The 18659-nt window shown below is 71.4% G+C and carries 21 protein-coding genes; 12 read left to right on the top strand and 9 right to left on the bottom strand.

The genetic code is table 11. From position 1 onward, the window contains the following. Window positions 1-72: 72 nt before the first annotated feature. Window positions 73-570, top strand: coding sequence for a cysteine dioxygenase family protein (locus tag LVQ62_RS03525; RefSeq protein WP_233765143.1), 498 nt, complete (start codon window positions 73-75; stop codon window positions 568-570). Window positions 571-620: 50 nt separating this feature from the next. Further along, on the top strand, window positions 621-1154 hold the full coding sequence (locus tag LVQ62_RS03520) for a DinB family protein (RefSeq protein ID WP_233765141.1): 534 nt from the start codon (window positions 621-623) through the stop codon (window positions 1152-1154). Between the two features lie 31 nt (window positions 1155-1185). Here the strand turns inward: LVQ62_RS03520 and LVQ62_RS03515 are convergent, their stop codons facing one another. Both LVQ62_RS03515 and LVQ62_RS03510 read right to left on the bottom strand, forming a co-directional pair. Beyond that, window positions 1186-1737, bottom strand: a complete 552-nt coding sequence (locus LVQ62_RS03515) for a Dps family protein (RefSeq protein ID WP_233765139.1) — start codon at window positions 1735-1737, stop codon at window positions 1186-1188. A 144-nt stretch (window positions 1738-1881) separates the two neighbouring features. After that, the gene (locus tag LVQ62_RS03510; protein ID WP_233765137.1) at window positions 1882-2943 is read right to left on the bottom strand and encodes an NAD(P)H-binding protein; all 1062 of its coding nucleotides are present in this window, start codon (window positions 2941-2943) and stop codon (window positions 1882-1884) included. Between the two features lie 95 nt (window positions 2944-3038). Here LVQ62_RS03510 and LVQ62_RS03505 point away from each other — a divergent pair, with 95 nt between their 5' ends. Together LVQ62_RS03505 and LVQ62_RS03500 are read left to right on the top strand one after the other, a co-directional pair. Beyond that, on the top strand, window positions 3039-3245 hold the full coding sequence (locus LVQ62_RS03505) for a hypothetical protein (protein WP_233765135.1): 207 nt from the start codon (window positions 3039-3041) through the stop codon (window positions 3243-3245). Further along, the gene (locus tag LVQ62_RS03500) at window positions 3242-3751 is read left to right on the top strand and encodes a pyridoxamine 5'-phosphate oxidase family protein (RefSeq protein WP_179483485.1); all 510 of its coding nucleotides are present in this window, start codon (window positions 3242-3244) and stop codon (window positions 3749-3751) included. Before LVQ62_RS03505 ends, LVQ62_RS03500 begins: the two co-directional genes overlap by 4 nt. Window positions 3752-3807: 56 nt before the next feature. Here LVQ62_RS03500 and LVQ62_RS03495 read toward each other — a convergent pair whose 3' ends face one another. The 5 genes from LVQ62_RS03495 to LVQ62_RS03475 are packed head-to-tail and all read right to left on the bottom strand — an operon-like array spanning window position 3808 to window position 8391. Next, window positions 3808-4296, bottom strand: a complete 489-nt coding sequence (locus tag LVQ62_RS03495; protein WP_233765133.1) for a 2'-5' RNA ligase family protein — start codon at window positions 4294-4296, stop codon at window positions 3808-3810. A gap of 28 nt (window positions 4297-4324) precedes the next feature. Further along, entirely contained in the window at window positions 4325-5203 is an 879-nt protein-coding gene (locus tag LVQ62_RS03490; RefSeq protein WP_233765117.1) for a glycosyltransferase family 2 protein, read from the bottom strand. Continuing rightward, window positions 5200-6198 carry a glycosyltransferase gene (locus LVQ62_RS03485; RefSeq protein WP_233765115.1) on the bottom strand — a complete coding sequence of 333 codons (999 nt, stop codon included), beginning with the start codon at window positions 6196-6198 and terminating at the stop codon, window positions 5200-5202. The genes LVQ62_RS03490 and LVQ62_RS03485 overlap by 4 nt, the downstream gene beginning before the upstream one ends. Further along, complete coding sequence (locus tag LVQ62_RS03480; protein ID WP_233765109.1) at window positions 6195-7229, bottom strand: glycosyltransferase; 1035 nt, start codon at window positions 7227-7229, stop codon at window positions 6195-6197. The genes LVQ62_RS03485 and LVQ62_RS03480 overlap by 4 nt, the downstream gene beginning before the upstream one ends. Further along, complete coding sequence (locus tag LVQ62_RS03475) at window positions 7213-8391, bottom strand: glycosyltransferase family 4 protein (RefSeq protein ID WP_233765107.1); 1179 nt, start codon at window positions 8389-8391, stop codon at window positions 7213-7215. The genes LVQ62_RS03480 and LVQ62_RS03475 overlap by 17 nt, the downstream gene beginning before the upstream one ends. Window positions 8392-8709: 318 nt before the next feature. On the opposite strand from LVQ62_RS03475, the gene LVQ62_RS03470 reads away from it, so the two are divergent. The 6 genes from LVQ62_RS03470 to LVQ62_RS03445 all read left to right on the top strand — a co-directional run bounded on the left by LVQ62_RS03470 (window position 8710) and on the right by LVQ62_RS03445 (window position 14843). Beyond that, window positions 8710-9501, top strand: coding sequence for a hypothetical protein (locus tag LVQ62_RS03470; protein WP_233765105.1), 792 nt, complete (start codon window positions 8710-8712; stop codon window positions 9499-9501). Then, the gene (locus LVQ62_RS03465) at window positions 9498-10715 is read left to right on the top strand and encodes a glycosyltransferase family 2 protein (RefSeq protein ID WP_233765094.1); all 1218 of its coding nucleotides are present in this window, start codon (window positions 9498-9500) and stop codon (window positions 10713-10715) included. The genes LVQ62_RS03470 and LVQ62_RS03465 overlap by 4 nt, the downstream gene beginning before the upstream one ends. Further along, window positions 10712-11683 (top strand): WcbI family polysaccharide biosynthesis putative acetyltransferase, encoded by a 972-nt coding sequence (locus tag LVQ62_RS03460; protein WP_233765080.1) that lies wholly within the window; start codon window positions 10712-10714, stop codon window positions 11681-11683. Before LVQ62_RS03465 ends, LVQ62_RS03460 begins: the two co-directional genes overlap by 4 nt. 93 nt (window positions 11684-11776) lie before the next feature. Beyond that, a complete protein-coding gene (locus LVQ62_RS03455) occupies window positions 11777-12823 on the top strand; it encodes an acyl-CoA dehydrogenase (RefSeq protein WP_233765069.1) in 1047 nt (348 codons plus the stop codon). After that, a complete protein-coding gene (locus LVQ62_RS03450; protein WP_233765067.1) occupies window positions 12820-14148 on the top strand; it encodes a bifunctional PIG-L family deacetylase/class I SAM-dependent methyltransferase in 1329 nt (442 codons plus the stop codon). Before LVQ62_RS03455 ends, LVQ62_RS03450 begins: the two co-directional genes overlap by 4 nt. Continuing rightward, on the top strand, window positions 14139-14843 hold the full coding sequence (locus LVQ62_RS03445) for a glycosyltransferase family 2 protein (protein ID WP_179483494.1): 705 nt from the start codon (window positions 14139-14141) through the stop codon (window positions 14841-14843). Before LVQ62_RS03450 ends, LVQ62_RS03445 begins: the two co-directional genes overlap by 10 nt. Before the next feature lie 34 nt (window positions 14844-14877). On the opposite strand, the gene LVQ62_RS03440 is transcribed toward LVQ62_RS03445, so the two are convergent. Together LVQ62_RS03440 and LVQ62_RS03435 are read right to left on the bottom strand one after the other, a co-directional pair. Beyond that, on the bottom strand, window positions 14878-16053 hold the full coding sequence (locus LVQ62_RS03440) for an NAD(P)/FAD-dependent oxidoreductase (protein WP_233765057.1): 1176 nt from the start codon (window positions 16051-16053) through the stop codon (window positions 14878-14880). 46 nt (window positions 16054-16099) lie between these two features. Beyond that, window positions 16100-16465 carry a hypothetical protein gene (locus LVQ62_RS03435; RefSeq protein ID WP_233765048.1) on the bottom strand — a complete coding sequence of 122 codons (366 nt, stop codon included), beginning with the start codon at window positions 16463-16465 and terminating at the stop codon, window positions 16100-16102. Window positions 16466-16821: 356 nt separating this feature from the next. Here LVQ62_RS03435 and LVQ62_RS03430 point away from each other — a divergent pair, with 356 nt between their 5' ends. Beyond that, window positions 16822-17031 (top strand): DUF3072 domain-containing protein, encoded by a 210-nt coding sequence (locus LVQ62_RS03430; protein ID WP_233767628.1) that lies wholly within the window; start codon window positions 16822-16824, stop codon window positions 17029-17031. Window positions 17032-17223: 192 nt separating this feature from the next. Beyond that, window positions 17224-18591 (top strand): NAD-dependent succinate-semialdehyde dehydrogenase, encoded by a 1368-nt coding sequence (locus tag LVQ62_RS03425; protein ID WP_179483498.1) that lies wholly within the window; start codon window positions 17224-17226, stop codon window positions 18589-18591. Window positions 18592-18659 lie beyond the last annotated feature (68 nt).

Below are 18659 nucleotides of genomic sequence, written 5' to 3'. Positions count from 1 at the left end.
GCGCCGAGTGCTGTCGCCGCGGCTGATCCCTCGCCGACCCGACCGTCTGCATACCCCTCGAAGGACTCCCGCATGACCACTCTCACGGCCGCCCCGCTCACCTCCACCCCGCGGACCGGCGTCCACACCCCGGACCAACTGCTCGACATCGCCCACCTCTTCGCGCACGACTGGCGCCTGAACGCACTGGCCTCGATCAGCCGGGACCACGCCGAACGGCACTGGATCGAGCTGGCATCGATCCCCGCCGTGCAGGTCTGGGCGAGCGCCTGGCCCTCGGGCACCGGCACCGGATGGCACGACCACGGCATCGCCTCGGGAGCCTTCGTCGTCGTCTCCGGCGCACTCGTCGAGCAGGCCTGGCACGACGGCGTCCGCCGCACCGACCTGACCGACGGCCAGGGCAAGGGCTTCGGCGCGGATCACGTCCACGACGTCGTGAACCTCGGATCGGAGCTGGCCGTCTCGGTGCACGCCTACTCCCCGACGCTGACGGACATGACGCGGTACGAGCTGCAGGGCGATCGTCTGCACCGTCTCGGCGTCGACACCGCCGGCGACGCCTGGTGAATCGGTTCCGGCCGCGTGAAGGCACGGGCGCGGCGTGACATGGTGATGACATGTCTTCGGATTCCGCTGCCGCTCTTGCTGGTTCGCTCCTGACCGACGCGTTCGAACGGGTTCACGAGCTCATCCCGGGCATCGTGCACGACCTCGGTACGGCGGAGCTGACCTGGCGCCCCGACCGCGACGCGAACTCCGTGGGGTGGTTGGTCTGGCACCTGACGCGGGTGCAGGACGACCACATCGCCGGCCTTACCGGCGATGACCAGGTCTGGACGGCGGACGGCTGGGTGAGTCGCTTCGCCCTGCCGTACGACGACGACGCACTCGGCTACGGCCAGTCCAGCGCCGAGGTCGGCGAGTTCGCGGTCGACGACCCTGCCCTGCTGTCCGGCTATCACAAGGCGACCCACCGGGCGACGATCGCTGCGCTGCGGGGCTTCTCGGCCGCCGACTACGACCGCGTGGTCGATGAGCACTGGGACCCGCCGGTCACCCTCGGCGCCCGCGTCGTGTCCGTGCTGAACGACATCACCCAGCACGCGGGTCAGGCCGCGTACGTGCGCGGGCTGCTCGAGCGGCGTACCTGACCGCCGCGCTCGACGGAAGGTGTGGAACCGGTCAGGCGTCCGTGCGGGTCGCCTCGGCCGCGCCCTTCTCGGTGCTGGAGTCGGTGCTGGCCAGGTTGCCGCCCAGGTCCTCCAGGTGCGCGCGCACGAACCACTGGAACTTCTCCAGCTCCGCGGTCTGACCGATGAGCATGTCCTCGGTGATCGGGTCGATCTCGCCGGCTGCTGCGATCGCCTTGCGGTTGTCCTCGACGACGCCGTTGTAGACCAGGTCGAGCGCGCCGAGGTGTGCGAGGACGGTGTCCCGGCCGATCGAGTAGTCCTTCCAGGTGCGGTCCCGCTCGATCGCACCGGGCGTCCCGGAGGGCGAGCCGCCCATGGTGGCGATGCGCTCGGCCACGGCGTCGGCGTACCCACGCACCAGATCGACCTGCGGGTCGATCATCTCGTGCACCGCGATGAAGTAGGGCCCAACGACGTTCCAGTGCACGTGCTTCAGCGTGAGGTGCAGGTCGTTGTAGGCGCTGAGCCGCTTCTGCAGGGTCTTGATGAGCTGCTCGGCGTCCTTGGTGGACACTCCGGGGACGGTGTAGCGCACGGCCATGATGACTCCTCTGCCTGAGTCCGTCCGGATGTTGCGGCAGCTAGCGGCAAAGCACCGGATTGACTGATATGGGACCTGATTCGCGGATTGCCTTCGACGTTACACCGCAGGGGCCGCCACGTCGGCAGCTCGCCCGGCTGCCGGTCAGTCGGTGATGCGGTCGACGACCGAGCGCAGCAGGCCCTTCTTGTGCGTCGTCCCGTCGTCGTTCGTCTCGACCCTGCCACCGGCCCAGTCCGGGTCGTTCGGCCACGGTCCGACGGGGTCCAGCTCGGCCGGGTCGGCGTCGTCCGCCGGGTCGGCAAGGGCCCGGTCGAAGGCTGCCTCGACCCCCACCAGTTCGTACCCCTCCGGTAGCAGATCGCGGCGGAAGTCGGTCTCGGAGCAGACCATGTCCTCGTGCAGGCTCTCCACCAGTGACTCCACCGTCGAACCGGGGACGTCCGCGAACTGACCGGCGAGCTTGCCGACCAGCGCGGTCGGCAGCAGCGGGATCTCGATCTGGGGGCGGGTGAGACCGGCGACCTTGGTGAAGAGTGCGAGCAGGTCGGAGTAGGGCATCCGCTCGGAGCCACCGATGTCGTAGGACCGCGATTCGCCGTCGTGGTCGACGCAGCCCGCCAGCGCCTTCACGGCGTCGACGATGGCGATCGGCTGCACCTGCGACTTCATCCAGGTGGGGACGGTGTGCACCGGGAGTCGCTCGGACAGCTGCCGCACGATCTCGAACGACGTGGAGCCGCTGCCCAGCAGGATCGCGGCACGCAACGCGTACGTCGGGATGCCGGAGCCGGTCAGGATGTCCTCGACCTCCAGGCGCGAGCTGATGTGGTCCGACAGTTCGTCGTGGTCCACGGGAGGGACGATGCCGGACAGGTAGACGATGCGACTGACGCCGGCATCGCGCGCACCGTCGGCGAACGTCTGCGCGGCGTCGCGGTCCTTCTGCATGAAGTCGTCGCCGCCGAGACCGTGGATCAGGTAGTACGCCGTGTGCACCCCGCCGAGACCGGCGAGCACCTGCTCCTTGTCCGACACGTCGAGCTGCACTGCGTCGATCCGGTCCGACCACCAGAAACCGTCGGCCTTGTAGACGTCGTAGAAGCCGCCGGCCACGGAGTGTCCACGGCGCAGCAACTCCGGGATGAGCCGTCCCCCCACGTATCCACTGGCACCGGTGACGAGGACACGCTGGGACTGGGTCATTCTTCGACAGTACGGCGTGCACGCGGGCCCGTCAGCAGCGCCGCCCACCCCCGGCGGGCGGGCGGCACCGGCGATGCGCGGCGCATACTGCACAGATGAGTGATGACGACGAGAAGCAGGTATCCGAGACCTCGATGATGACCCCGGGCGGCAGCGTGCAGGACTCGCCCGGCACCGACGACGGAGTGCCCCCGGCGGAGGACTCCCAGACCGAGGCCGACGGCGCTCCGCGCGACTATCGCGCCGACAAGACCGTCTCGGACGAGACCACCCCGCAGGCCGACCCGGAGGAGTTGGCATGACATCGCAAGCTGCCCACGGATCGCCCGTCACGCAGGACGACGAGGCGCGCGACACCGTCTGGAAGCTGCTGGACAAGGCACGCTTCTGCATGATGACCACGGTCGACGACAACGGGCGCCTGGTGTCCCGGCCCATGGGTGTCCAGCAGACCGACGACGATCTGCTGTGGTTCTTCGCAGCCGCCGATTCGCCGAAAGTGGCTGAGCTGCGGGCCGATCCGCGGATCAACCTGGCGTTCTCCGACTCGGACGACTTCATCTCGCTGAGCGGTACGGCGGAGGTCGTGCACGACCCGGCCAAGAACCGGGAGCTGTGGAACAAGTTCGCCGAGGCATGGCTGCAGGCCGAGCCGGAGGACGAGCGGGTGGTGCTCATCAAGGTCACCGCGGACACGGCGGAGTACTGGGACACCCCGGCCAAGCCGTCGCGTCTCGTCGGCATCGTGCGCACCCTCACGACGGGCGAGAAGCCGCCGGGCGGGGACAACAAGACGGTCGATCTCTGATCGACACCGGGGCCTGACCGGCGGCCGGGATGCGGGCGTCTGTCAGAACGCATGCCCTATGTCAGTGGCGTGACGATGTGACGGATTGCATCCCAATGTCGCAGCTGCTGTGCTACGACCACGATGGGCCGAGCGCCCTCGGCGGCTCGTAGCGCGTCGGTCAGACGACCTGCGGGCACCTTGCGTGAGAGCGTCAGGTGCGGGATCCACAGGTCGCCCTCGTCGCCGCGCAGATCGGCTACTGCTGCGCGCAGCACCGGGTCCGGTACGACGAGGTGCGCGACGACGAAGGGCCCGCGGCCGAAGACGACGGTCGCGCGCGCGGTCAGGCGAGCCGGCAGGAGGGGCCGCAGATCGCGGGCCGCACGCTCCAGGAGGTCGGGAGGCACCGTCGGCGCGGCCAGCAGCGTGAGGTGGGGACGGTGCGTCGGGCTGGTGCGGCGCCCCTCGGAGGGGATCTCCTGCTGCTCCAGTGCCTGCCACCCGGCCCGCACGGCTTCGTCGGACGCCGGGTCGAGGCTCAGATCGAGCGAGGAGAACGGCACGGTGCGACTCTCGCATGCCAGCGACTCGTCACGGCGTCGTGACGGCGCGGGTGTCCTGGCACACCGACCACTCGCCGGTGCGCTCGTCGTGCCGCACGAGGCCCTGCGATTCGAACTCGCGCAGCCAACCCAGCATCGGATAGTCCCCCCAGCGACGGTGGAAGACGTTGGCATTGCGCACGATCGGCGCGACGTGCTGGACCGGTGGCGTGCTCGTCGGATGGTGCTGGTGGTACGCGGTCGCTCCGCCCACCCAGGTCAGGCGGCCGCTCTCGCGGCCCAGGACGCGGGCGAGGTCGGTGTCCTCCGCGCCGTATCCGACGTAGTCCTCGCAGAACCCGCCGAGCCGGTGCCAGGTCGCCGCGGTGAGCGCGAAGGACAGCGACCAGAACAACTCCAGCCGCGGTTCGTCCAGCAGTCGGTCACCGTCGGGCACGGGGCGGGCGGGGTGTGGTCGGGAGAGCGCCAGGTCTGTGGCGCTGTAGGACGCTTCGCCCTGCTCCAGCGCGGGCAGGTAGTGCACGGGGCCGCTCCAGATCACCGGTGTCAGACCGTCGGAGTCTGCTGCTGAAGACGTGACCTGGGCGTACCGCTCGAGCGTACGGACGCCGGGCAGGCAGTCGACGTCGAGGAACACCAGGGAGTCCGCGCCGCCGTCGAGAGCAGCGGTGGCACCGGCGTTCCGCGCGGCGGCCAGAGGGAGACGTGCGGGGTCGGCGTCGACCGAGAGCACGTCGGTGTCAGGCACCCCCGACAGCAGTGGCGCGATCTGTTCGTCCCCCATCGAGACGACGACGTGCCGATCGGGACGGCGGGTGCCGCGCGCCAGATGCTCGACCTGGGCGGCCAGGTGCACATGGCGACCGTGCGCGATCGTCACCAGCGCCAGACGTTCACGGGCGCTCACCGCGACCCCAGCCCGTCGAGGGCGTCGGCTGCGCGCCGGGCCCCCTGCAGATCGTTCCAGCGCGACCAGGACGTGCCGCCGGTTGCGACCGCGCACGCCAGCAGTGCCGGCCAGTCGTTCGCGGCGGGCCAGCGCTCGCAGGTGACCGCGATGTCTCCGGCCGCGAGTGCGCGGACCGTTGCCAGCTGCTCGTCGTGCGGACGGGGCTGCGCCACGACCACGGCGGGACGGCGCAGCGCGGCTACCTCGGCCACGGCGTTCTGACCGGCGTGCGTGACGACCACCTGCGAGGCCGCCAGCAGATCACGCAGAGGGATCGCGCTGGGCCCGAAGTCACCCCCGCAGAACGTCCAGCGCCAGTCGGGTGTCGCCGCCGCGACCGACGGGGCGAACCGCGCGGGCAGGTCCGCACCGCCGCCACCGAGCAGGCACGTCACGGAGCGCTGCGTCGCGGTGGCGGCCGGTGCAGGACCGACACGCGGCGCATCGAAACGTGAGAACGCCCCGGTGTGAACGGTCTTGGCGATCCACCGCTCCGGCCAGTGCGGCTCGGCGAACTCCGCGGGCCACGGGGCGAGCAGGGCCTGCGCGACGTCGTACGCGAGCTCGTGGGCCGGGTCGGCTCGCTCGCCGCGCATGGCGACCACCACGACGGGTACGCCGAGGGTGCGCGCGAGGAGGGTCACCTCGACCGACACGTCGACCACCATCAGGCGCGGCCGGTGGGTGGTGATCCACGCCGAGATCGTCGCCATCCGGGCGGTGTATCCGCCGTGCCGTAGTGGCGCCCAGTGCAGCCGGCCGTGCGCGTCGATGTCAGCGTTCGACCCGGGCGGTGGATCGTCGTCCCGGGCCAACGGGACCCATTCGCCACGCCAGTCCGACGGCGCATCGAGCGAACTCAGTGCCGTGACCGGGGACCGCAGGTGTCGAGCGAGGTTGGTCAGCCGCGCCAGGTGGCCCGACCCCTGGTGGTGCACGTAGTACCCGATCAACCGAGCACCTGCCGATAGATCGCGGCGTGCCGGGCCGCCACCTCGGTCTGCTCCGCGCGTCGCTCCTGCACGGTCGCGCCGTCGGTGGGCCGCAGCTCGCCGAGCACCTGCTGGACGACGTCCGGCCGGGCGTTGAGTGCCAGCGTCACCACAGGGTGCTGCTCGCCGTAGTACCCGATCGCGGGCGCGACGACGCTCGTGCCGACGTCCCAGCACGACTCGACCCATCCGGAGTGGGTGCCCCAGAGGTAGGGCAGGATCAGGGCGTCGATCCCGGACAGGAACTCCCACAGCTGACGTTCGTCGGTGTAGCCGGGCACCGCGCTGACCTCCCAGCGCCCCTCGCGTGCTCCGTCGGCGATCACGTTGCCGACCTCGTCGCCACCGGTGAGGATCGCGGTCGACACCCGGATCACGATGGATGTGTCGGCGGGTGCCTGCCGCAGTAGCGACAGTGCGGCGAGGGCATCGACGTTGGGACGCTGCGAGCGCAGGTTGAGACCGATCCGCCCGCCACGGCGGGCCCGCGCCCGCACTCGCCGGCCCACCAGCCCGAGGTCGAACTGATGAGGATGCGGTATGACGTGAGCTGTCACACCGTAACGACGCTTCAGCTCCTCCGCGGCGCCGCGGGTGAGCGTGATCGTCGCTGCCGCCGACTTGGTGAGCACGCCCAACGAGGCGTGGTGACGCTCCTGGCCGGGCGTGTGCGGGTTGTCCAGGTCGTGCACGGTGAGGACGAACGGGATGTCCTCCGAGATCAGGGTCTCGGTCCAGGTGCGCAGCTGCTGCGGCGTGCGGTGTTCGTAGCCGAAATGCAGGTGCATGAGGTCGACCTGGCCGGCGTACGCGCGCACCCAGGCCGGCTCGAGGGCCGGCGATGGGCGCCACGGGTCGTCGTACGACGTGCTGCCCGCAGGATCGGGCAGGTGCACGACGTCGGGCGCCCCGGCCAGGCAACGGTCGACGTAGGAGTGCCTGCCGGGGATGGTGCAGACGCGGATCGGACGGTGTTCAGGGCGCGAGGACATGGGGCGACGCGATCCGTGGCAGTGAACTGGCGATGACGGCGCGGTAGGCGTCGACGTACGAGCGGCTCATCTGGCGCAGCGAGAAGTGGCGCTCGGCGAAGCGTCGGACCTCGACCCGGGAGATCTCGTCGACGCGCTGAACGGCCTGCGCCATGGCGGCGACGTCGTCCGCAGGCACGAGACGACCGATGCGGCTGCACGTGAGGATGTCGGGGATGCCGCCGCGGCCGAACGCGACGACGGGCGTGCCGCACGCGAGCGCCTCGATGACCACCAGCCCGAAGGGCTCGTCCCAGGTGGGAGTGACCAGGACCGCGCGGGCATGGCGTACGTGCTCGACCTGGGCGGCGCCGGACAGGTGCCCGAGGTAGCGGATGTCGGATTCGAGCCGGTGCCGGATCTCGCGTTCGAAGTAGGCCTGGTCGCTGATCGGGCCGGCGAAGTCCAGCGGCAGGTGTGCCAGTCGTGCCGCCTCGATGGCCAGGTGGGGAGCCTTGTCGGGGGTGATCCGACCCGACCACCACAGCCGGTCACCGCCGGGTCCCGGGTGCCACCAGTCGAGGTCGACGCCGTTGTGGATCACCGCCGGCACCTCCGGGAGTCGGTCCCAGGAGCGCGCGGTGTAGTCGCTGACGGCTGTGAACCCACCGACCTTGCCCGTCGCCGAGGCGATGGCGGACTCCAGCCACGGCGTGGGCGGGGTGTGCAGGGTGGTGAGGATCGGCACCTCGCAGGTGTCGGCCATGGCGAGCGGGAGATAGTGCAGCGAGTGGTTGTGGATGACGTCGAACCGGAAGTGGCCCACCGCGGCCAGCCGACGCATGGCCGAGAGGTAGGTGTGATGCTCGGTCATGAACTCGGCTGCGGGCATCGAGTGGTCCTGGGTCGCAAGCTCGCTGGGCGCCCAGCGGCCGCCGTCGAGCGCCCACTGGTCCTCCACCTCGTCGGAACCCTCTCGGGCTATCAGGGTCACCTCGTGCCCGTCGGCGACCAGCTGGCTGCGCAGGTGCCACACCATCGATTCCAAGCCACCGGAGAACGGCGGGGCGATGTCGTTGCGGGCCGGTGCGAGCATCGCGACGCGCAGCCGGTCCGCGTCGCGCAGCGAGGGCGTGCGCCAGCTCATCGGGGCGTCACCGAGCGGGTGACGGCGATGCGGCATTGGAGCATGTCCACCTCGTTCGGCTCGGACGCGGGCGTCGCTGATGTGACCATAGACCCAGCTATCGAGGGCCTTGGGCTCTTTCCGCGCCAGGCAGCTCCGGGAGGACACGCACCATGAGTGACCTCACGTTCGTGCTCGCCGGACCGGTCCGGCACGGGGTGCGGCTGCATGCGCAGGCCCTAGGTCGGCGTACCCGGGGGCCCCCTGGTAAACATCGAGGACGGGGCCCTGCCCCCAGGGCCGGTCCACCTGCATTTCACCGACCGCATCTTCGGTCGCGACGCGCTGGACGCCGCCGAGCGCCTGGCCGCTCTCGTGGGGACCCGCCCCCTGTCGGTCACACTGCACGACCTGCCCCAGCCCTCGGACGGTGCGTCCTTCGAACGGCGACGCCAGGGGTACGCACGGGTGGTCGCCGGCGCGCGCGGGGTGCAGGTGAGCAGCGAGCACGAGCGGGGTCTGCTGGAGCAGGTGTGGGGTGCGTGCGGGGACGGCGCGATGCCGCCGGTCGCGGTGGTGCCGCTGCCGGTCGACCGACCGACGCGGTGGGGGCCGCCCGCAGGTGCGCAGGGCAGCACCGACGGCGCCGTCGTCGTGCTGGGCTTCGTCTACCCCGGCAAGGGACACGCCGAGACGCTGGCGGCGATGGCCTCCCTGTCGACCGGCGTGCCGCTGGTCGCGGTCGGCGCTCCGTCCGACGGTCACGAGGATCTCCTGACCGAGCTGGCGGACGAGGCGGCGGCGCAGGGTCGCTCGTTCGTCTGCACGGGATACGTCACCGACGAGGACCTCGAGCGCTGGACTGCCCGGGCCGGCATTCCGGTCAGCGCGCACACCCACATCTCGGCGTCCGGCTCGATCAACCGGTGGATCAGCGCCGCCCGTCGCCCCATCGTGACGCCCGGCGCGTACGTCGGCGAGCTGCATCGCCGCGCGCCGTGGGCCGTCACCGTCGCGGCCGATCTCCCGGCAGCGATCGGTGCGGCGCTGCACGACCCGACGTCGACGTGGATCCGAGAAGCCGAGTGGGACGGCGCCGCGTTGCCGGACACCGGGACCGCCGCGGCGATGCAGCTCGCCGCGATCGAGGCGATCGGGCTCGCGTGAGCGCGGCCATCGGGGTCGTCATTCCCCACTACAACGACGAGAAGCGGCTGCGGTGGGTGCTGAACGCCCTTGCGAGCCAGTCTTTCCCGGCCGATCGCATGCACGTGGTGGTGGCCGACGACGGATCGGCTCCGACGCCCGTGCTGCCCCGTCTGCCCTACCGATGCGACGTGGTCGGCCAAGAGGACCGGGGCTTCCGAGCCGCGGCCGCGCGCAACCTGGGCGCCGCGACGGTGGAGGGCGACCTGCTGGTCTTCCTCGACGGCGACACCGTGCCGGCACCCGGATATCTCGCGGCGCTCGCCCGCGTGCACGAGCAGGCGCCGACGAACCTGCTCGGGGTCGGGCGACGGAAGCACGCCGACTTCGCCGGATGCACCGGCGAGCAGGTCGCGCAGTGGGTGCGGGACGGTCCACCGGCCGAGCGCAGGCTCCCCTCACCGGGGTGGCTGCGCGACGGGTACGCGCGCACCCACGACCTGCGCGACGCAGGTGAGGAGGACTTCCGACTGGTCATCTCGGCGGTGCTCGCGGTGGACCGTGCACTCTTCGAACGGGCCGGCGGCTTCGACGCGACGATCACCGGGTACGGCGGCGAGGACTGGGATCTGGCGTGGCGATGTTGGCTGCTCGGTGCGCGGCTGCGGCACGTGCCGGACGCCGTCGCCTGGCACGACGGCCCGGACGCCGGTGCACGCGCAGGTGCCCGAAGTGCGGCCCGCGCGGCCAAGGACGCCGAGTCCCTCGTGCTCGCCGAACGCATCACGCTGCCCAGCGTGCGAGGGCGGGGACTGCTCTGGGCCCGGCCCGACATCGCCGTGCGGCTGCACGGCCGGCACACCGAGGCAGAGCTCTTCCTCACCGCGTCGAGCCTGTTGCGCGACAGCGATGCGGGCATCTGGCTGGTCGACCACGCGGGCGTGCCGGAGGCACTGACCGCGGACCCCAGGGTGCACGCCGGACCGCTGCCGCCTGCCGTCGGCGACCGTGCCCGCGTTCTGGTCGATCTCTGGACACCACTGCTGCTGCAGGGCACGCTGACTGCAGCATGCGCGGTGGGCGAGGCGCACGTGCCAGGGGTGCTCCGGATCCGGAGCACCCGCGCGCTGGCACTCGGTGCACCCGACCCCGCGCCCGTGCCGCGTCCGTCGTGGGCCGGTGCGGTGCCCGACGACGGGCTGGAACAGGTACTGGGACGGATGGACCGACGATGAGCGACCAGACGCACGAGCGGGCCGTGAACGCCACGGACGAAACGGTGGCTGCGGGACAGTCGGAGGACCAGGGGCGCCGCGAGCACTACGGCGAGTTCTACGGGCTGCACTCACCGGAGGACCCCGACCTGCCGCTGCTCGTCGTCTACGGCAACTGCCAGGCCGAGGCGACCCGGGTGCTGCTCGACGGTGCCGCCGACGGTCGGTGGCGCACGCTGCGGATGCCGCCCGTGCACGAGCTGGTGGCCGACGATCTCCCGCACCTGCGCAAGGTGCTGGTCGACACGTCATACCTGGTCGCACAGCCGATCGTCGACGGATACCGCGACCTGCCGCTCGGCACGCAGGAGATCGCCCGCGAGCTCCCGGAGCGCGCGTCGATCGCGCGTTTCCCGTCGGTCTACTGGGCGGCGCTCTTCCCCACCCAGGTGATCGTCCGGGTGGAAGCGGGCGATCCGCCCGTCGTGCCCTACCACGACCTGCGGGTGCTGGTGGCAGCCGCCAACAAGGTGCCGGTGTCGTTCGAACCCGTCCACGCGGACGGCGTACGCGCGGTGCACGAGGACTCGCTCGCCCAGCTACGGCGACGCCAGGAGCACCACGGCACCATCGACGCCGCGACGATCCTCGAACACGCTGGTGCGGACACCACGTGGGTCGTCAACCACCCGCACAACCATGTGCTGCTGCACGAGTCGCAGGCGATCCTGGAACGGCTCGGCCTCACCGGCGAGGTCAGCGACCCGGGTCGGGTGCTCCTCGGTGAGCTGCGTACCCCGGTCTACGCCGAGACGCTGGACGCCCTCGGGATCGACGGCGAGGGCAGCACGAGCTGGCAGATCCGCGGCGACGAGGTCGCCGAGCAGGAGGTGGCCGACGAACAGCTGCGCTGGTACGCCGAGCACCCCGAGGCGATCGAGACCGGACTGAAGCAGCACGCCGAGCTGGTGCGCACGCTCGGACTCTGAGCGCACGCTCCGAGGCGGTCGCGTGAGCGGCTTGTCATAGTGAGGGTGCGGCACCTCCGGCCGCCCGTCGGCTCGGGAAGGACGTTGAGCGTCATGTCGTGGACCGATGAGGTGTCCTCCGGGACGTTGTGCGCGCCGGATGCGCAGGTCGCGCTCGACCTGCCCGAAGCCGTCCCGGCGCAACGGGTCCCGTTCGCGCTGCACCTGGCCGGCGTGCTGGCGCACTCGCTTCCGACGCCCGGCGGCGGGTCGACGATGCAGCTGTGGGACGCGATGTCGCGCATCGCGGCGTACGACCTGACCGTCGCCCGCGCGCTCGAGCCGCACATCGACGCTCTCTCGATCCTGCACCAGGCCGACCTGTCCCCGAGCGACGTCGGCGCCGACGAGCGCTCGACCTGGGGCGTCTTCGCGGCGGAGGGCCCCGACGGGCGTCTCGCAGCCCGGGAGACCTCGACCGGATGGGTCGTCGACGGGGTCAAACCGTGGTGCTCCCTCGCCGGCCAGCTGTCCCACGCCCTCGTGACCGCGTGGACCTCGGACACCGACCGGCGACTCTTCGCCGTCTCCCTCGGCCACGATGTGCGCCCCCGCACCGGGCAGTGGTCCAGCCGAGGCCTGGTCGACATCCCCTCTGCGCCGGCCGAATTCGCCGATGTCGCAGCGGTGCCGGTCGGCGAGCAGGGGTGGTACCTCCTACGACCGGGGTTCTGGTGGGGTGGGATCGGGGTCGCCGCGTGCTGGTACGGCGGTGCTGCGGGCGTGGCGCGCCGGCTCGCTCCGCGCCCCGCGGGCACGGGCCGTGCACCCGACCAGATCGCGCAGCTGCATCTCGGGGAGGCGGACACCCTGCTCTTCGCGGCGCGGGCCGCTCTGGCGCATGCGGCCGCTCAAGTCGACGATCCCGCGGCACGGGCCGACGACGAAGTGCTCGCGCGGCGGGTGCGAGGTCTGGTCCGCTTAGTCGTCGACGACGTCCTCGGCACCACCGCCCGGGCCACCGGACCCGCGCCGCTCACCTTCGACGAGGAGCACGCCCGCCGGGTCGCCGACCTGTCGGTCTACGTCCGTCAGGATCACGGCGAGCGTGACCTGGCCGCGCTGGGCGCGCGGCTCGCCATCGACCGGCCCGAGGGATGACGCCGGCGTTCGACCATCTCGACAGCGGTCGCCCGGAGCAGGAGTGGCTCGCCGACGAGCGGTGGGGGAGTCTGCCGACGTTGACGATCCGGCCAGGCCGCGGCCTGCGGCGGCTCGTGGTGATCGCGGCCCATCCCGACGACGAGACGCTCGGCGCCGGCGGCCTGCTGCACCTGGTCGCGCAGGCCGGTGTGCCCGTCGACGTGATCGTCGCCTCGGACGGCGAGGGATCGCACCCGGACTCCCCGACGTACGACCGGGCGCAGCTGGCACGGGTACGACGGATCGAGGTGATGGACGCCGTCGCGATCCTGGCGCCCGACGCGCGCGTGCGGCACCTGGGCCTGCCCGACGGCGACCTAGCCGCGCACGCCGCGTCGGTGGCGGCAGCGCTGCGCGAATCGGTCGCCGACCTCGGGGTCGGGGCGGTGATCGCCGCGCCGTGGCGGCACGACGGGCACACCGATCACGACGCGCTCGGCGCGGTGGCCGCGCAAGTCGCCGAGCAGACCGGTGCCCTGCTGCTGGAGTACCCGATCTGGCTGTGGCACTGGGGCTCCGGCGACGACGTCCCGTGGGCGCGGCTGCGGGTGCTGCCATTGCAGGACGAGCAGCGTGCGGCCAAGCGGCGCGCGCTCGCGACCCATGTGTCCCAGATCGAGCCGCTGTCGGACGCGCTCGGCGACGAAGTGCTGCTCGGAGCGGGGATGCTGGCGCACTTCGATCGGCCCTTCGAGGCGTTTGTCGACTCCTCGGGGTTCGCCGAGGTGGAGCTCTTCGAACGACTGCACGCGACGCGCGGCGACCCGTGGCAGGTGCGCAGCAGCGACTACGAGAGCCGCAAACGCGATCTGACCGTCTCGATGCTCCCGGCGCGACGCTTCGCGCGCGCCTACGAACCGGGGTGCTCGGTCGGCGAGCTCAGCGCCGCCCTCGCTCCGCACTGCGACAGCCTGATCTGCCAGGACCTGAGCGCGACGGCGGTACAGGAGGCGACTGACCGGCTCGCGGCGTACCCGCAGGTGCAGGTGCGCCAGGGCAGCGTGCCGCACGACTGGCCCGAGGGCGATTTCGATCTGATCGTGCTGTCGGAGATCGGCTACTTCCTCAGCCCGGTGGATCTGGACGCCGTGTTGCGTCGGGCGCGCATGACGCTGCGCTCTGGTGGGTATGTCCTCCTGTGCCATTGGGCGCACCCGATCGAGGGCTGGGAGTTGGACGGCCGCGACGTACACGCTCGTGCCGGGCAACTGCTCGACCTGCCGGTGCACGCCCGGCAGGTCGACGACGACGTACTGCTGGAGGTGTTCGGGCCGTGTCCGTGATCGAACGGGTCGGGGTGGTGGTGCCCGCACGCGACGAGGCGGCGTTGCTGCCCCGCTGCCTGGGCGCCCTGGACGCGGCGACGGAATGGCTGCGGGTGAAGCGCCCACACGTCCGAGTCAGCGTCATGGTCGTGCTCGACTCCTGCGTCGACGCCAGTGCCGTCGCGGTCGGCAGGCACCCGGATGTCCTGATCGCCCCCACGTCGGCCGGCAACGTCGGAGCGGCGCGCCAGACCGGAGTGCGCCGGCTCGTCGTCGCGGCGGCGCCCGACTGGTTCGCCACCACGGACGCGGACTCGGCGGTCCCGGTCGACTGGCTGGTGCACCAGGTCGACGCCGCGGCATCGGGCCTGCACCTGCTGCTCGGGACGGTCGTGCCCGACGACACGGAGATCACCGCGCCGCAGTTCGCGCGCTGGCAGGCGCGGCACAGCGACGGGGACGGACATGGCTACGTCTACGGCGCCAACCTCGGCTTCAGCCGGAGGGCACTGGATGCGACCGGCGGCTTCCGTCCGCTCCCGGCGCACGAGGACGTCGACTTCGCCGAACGGGTCAAGGCCGTCGGGTTGCGATGGGCAGCCTCCGCGGCGCTGCCGGTGCTGACCTCCGCACGCACGATCGGGCGTACGCCGGACGGTTTCGCCGGCTACCTGCGCGACGACCTCGACGGCCGCCCGGTGCGCGGCGCCTGATCCGCCCACGGCTCACGCCCGGTGGGCGCGCCGGTCACTGGTCGTCGCCGGACCCGGCGGAGAAGAACCGCGCCCGGCCCAGTTGATCCGCAGCGGCCTCGTAGTCGTCGTCGGCGCCGTAGGTGAGCACGCCGGCGAGCTGGCCGTCCCGGCCGTAGCGCACCGTGAATCCTCCCGTGCGCTCGGTGACCGACACGTCGTCCCAGCCGTCGCCCCAGGCCGAGTACTTCAACTGGTGCGCGCCGATCTCGCTCCAGAATCCGGGGGGATCGCTCCATTCGGCGTCGTGCCCGGCGGCGCCCCCGCCGGCGATCTCACCCATCGTCGACGCATCGCCCCAATGCTCCACCGACAGCGTCCGTCCGGCACGGGCATGGTGGGCGTGCACCGCATCGCCCGCGGCCCAGACGTCGCGCATGGTGGTCCGCAGCCGCTCGTCCACGACAATGCGCCCGTCGTACATCGCGAACCCGCTGTCCTGCAGGAAATCGGTGCTGGGCGTGACGCCGATCGCGGCCAGCACGAGGTCTGCCGCGTGGGTGCGGCCGTCGTCGGTGTGCACGGTGCGCGGTGCGTGCACGCCGGTGACGGTCGCATCGGTCACCAGTCGCACGCCGAGCTCGGTCAGCCACCCAGTGATCACCTCGGACGCGTGCGCGCCGAGTCGGGCGGCCTGTGGGCCCTGCGCCGATGTGACCAGCGTGGTCTCGATACCCCGCATCGCGAGAGACGCCGCGGCTTCGCAGCCGATGAAGCCCGAACCGATCACCACGGCCGTCCGGGCGTGCGCGGCGGCCGTGCTGAGGGCCCGGGCATCACGCAGGCTCCGCAGATAGAGCACCTGCGCGTCGTCGTCGGCTACGGGCAGTGGTGTCGGATGCGCACCGGGAGCCAGGACCAGCCGGTCGTAGGTGTGCTCGTCGTCGCCCACCGTCACCGTGTGGTGCAGCGGGTCCACGTGCGCGACGGGTCGGCCGAGGAGCACGTCCACGCCGCTCAGCCCCTGCTCGTCGTCCAGGATCGGCACGACATGGGGAGCGCTCGTCGTGTCGCGCAGCATCTCCTTGGACAGCGGTGGCCGCTGGTACGGCAGGTCGACATCGGCGGTGAAGAGGGTGGCCGGGCCATCGCCGCCGGCATCCAGATAGGCCCGGGCCGCGGCGATACCGGCCGGCCCGCTGCCGACGACCACGAGCGGATGGTGTGCCATCTTGGCGCGGTTCCCTTCCTCGAGCGGATCGGTGGGGTCGGCTGGTTCAGGAGTAGAAGGGCCGGTCGTCGGACTCGGTCTCCTCGTGCGCGGAGCCCGTCGGGCGCGGGATGGCACCGGCGACAGGGCGGCCACGGTCGTCCACGAACGCTAGAGCCCCGCCCGGGTGGTCCGCGATCATCTCGCCGAACCGCTCCATCTCCACCGGATGGCCGGCCAGTCCCTCGGCGCCGAGGCGTTGCCCCAGCAGGACACCGATCTCGGCGGCGGTGAGACCGCGCGACTCGTCGGCCACCTCCTGGACCAGGCGGGCCCAGAGCTGAACGCTGTCGGGTCCGACGCGTTCGGCGAAGGCGGTGCTGATGGTGATCTGCGCGGGGGAGATGTCGGGATTCTGGGGTAGGGAGGTCATCGGCTTCTCCGATCGTCGTGGCGAGGGTCACGCCTGCAGCGACGCCACCCGTCGTCCGGGCGATCACCGCTAGCACTCTTACTCTGCACCCTGGCCTCTGCGCAGCGGTGGGCAGGCGGCTCCCACCCGGCGCGGCGTCGTACGCCCTCACGACGCGACGCCTCCACGAGAGGCGCGCCTGCGGGGATGTCGGTGGTCGTGGTTACGGTCGGGGTATGACTGACCAGCCGGGCGTTACGCCCGAAGAGACCCCCGTCCCCGCCGGCTCCGAGACCATTCCCGACCAGGCTGCCGACGGCCGGCCCGCCGATACCTCCCAGGCCGGTCCGACCGACGCGGCCGCGGGCGGCGAGACGATCGGCGCCAGCACGCCGCAGCATCAGGAGGGTCTGGAGAAGGACCCCAGCGACTGGGTGACCGGCGACGAGCCGATGACCGCGGCGCAGCGCAGCTACCTCGACACCCTGGCCAAGGAGTCGGGTGAGCAGTTGCCGGCCGACCTGACCAAGGCGCAGGCCTCCGAACACATCGACCGGTTGCAGGGCAAGAGCCCGCGCGTCGACTGAGTTCCCGCACCCGCCACGTGGCGCAGCCCGCTCGCGGCGGCGCCACGTGGTCGCGTTCGCCTACCCGTCCACCACTCGTCGCGGTCCGACGCGACGCGAGGTCGCGGCGTCATGCGGAGTACAAAGGAGCAAGAGGCCACGATCTGGCCAGCCCACGGCAACGACGCCGTCGGTGACGAAAGGTGATCACGCATGACGAGCGAATACCGCACGGAGAACCCCGCGACCGGTGAGGTGCTGAAGACCTTCCCCGAGCTCGACGAGCAGGGCGTGAAGACCGCGCTGGACGCTGCCGAGACCGGCTACACCCACTGGCGCGACACCGACGCGAAGGAGCGCGCGGCTGCCCTCGGCCGGACCGCCGACCTCTACGAGCAGCGGTCGGACGAGCTGGCCCAGACGATCGCCCGCGAGATGGGCAAGCCGCTCAAGCAGGCCGCCGGCGAAGTGGCCCTGGCCGCCGCGATCTACCGCTACTACGCCGAGCAGGGTCCCAAGGGTCTCGTCGAGGACACCCTCGACGAGCGTTCGGTGGTGCGCAAGGAGCCGGTCGGCGTCCTGCTGGGGATCATGCCGTGGAACTTCCCCTACTACCAGGTCGCCCGCTTCGTCGCCCCGAACCTGTTGCTGGGCAACGCCGTCCTGCTCAAGCACGCCCCGATCTGCGCGGCCTCCGCGCTGCTCATGGAGGAGATCCTGCACGAGGCGGGGGTCGACAAGGGTGCCTACCAGAACATCTTCGCGAGCAACGACCAGGTCGCCGACATGCTGGCCGACCCGCGGGTGCAGGGAGTCTCGCTCACCGGGAGCGAGCGCGCCGGTGCGGCGGTCGCCGAGGCGGCGGGCCGCAACCTGAAGAAGGCCGTCCTCGAGCTGGGCGGATCCGACCCGATGATCGTGCTCGACTCCGCCGACGTGGCGAAGACGTCGAAGATCGCGGCCCGCGCGCGACTGTCCAACTGCGGGCAGGCCTGCAACTCCCCGAAGCGCATGTACGTGATGGCCGACCTGTACGACGACTTCGTCGACGGCCTGACCGCCCAGTTCGAGGGGTCGAAGGTCGGGGACCCGTTCGAGGACGACACCCAGGTCGGTCCGATGTCCTCCGCCTCCGCTCTGGACCTGCTCGAGGAGCAGGTCCAGGACGCGATCGACAAGGGCGCGACGGTCCGCACGGGTGGCAAGCGCCTCGACCGCGACGGGTCGTTCATGGCACCCACCGTGCTGACCGACGTCACCAAGGACATGCGCGCCTACACCGAGGAGCTCTTCGGTCCGGTCGCCGTCGTCTACAAGGTGGCGTCCGCCGACGAGGCCGTCGAGGCGGCCAACGCATCGGAGTTCGGGCTGAGCGGATCGGTGTGGACCACTGACGCGGACAAGGGACGCGCGGTCGCCGAGCGGCTCGACGTCGGCATGGCGTTCGTCAACGAGCACGGCACCACCGCGCCGGACCTGCCCTTCGGCGGCGTCAAGCGGTCCGGTTACGGCCGGGAGCTGGCGGCGTACGGCATGGACGAGTTCGTCAACAAGAAGCTGGTGCGCGGCTCCGCCAAATAACTGCGTTTTTCGCGCCGAACGCCGGTGTCCGACCCTTCGGGAGTGCGGGCGCCGGCGTTCGGCGTGAC

This window comes from Allobranchiibius sp. GilTou73, assembly GCF_021391335.1.
GTDB lineage: Bacteria > Actinomycetota > Actinomycetes > Actinomycetales > Dermatophilaceae > Allobranchiibius > Allobranchiibius huperziae.
This window is presented reverse-complemented; position numbering and strand designations above follow the sequence as displayed.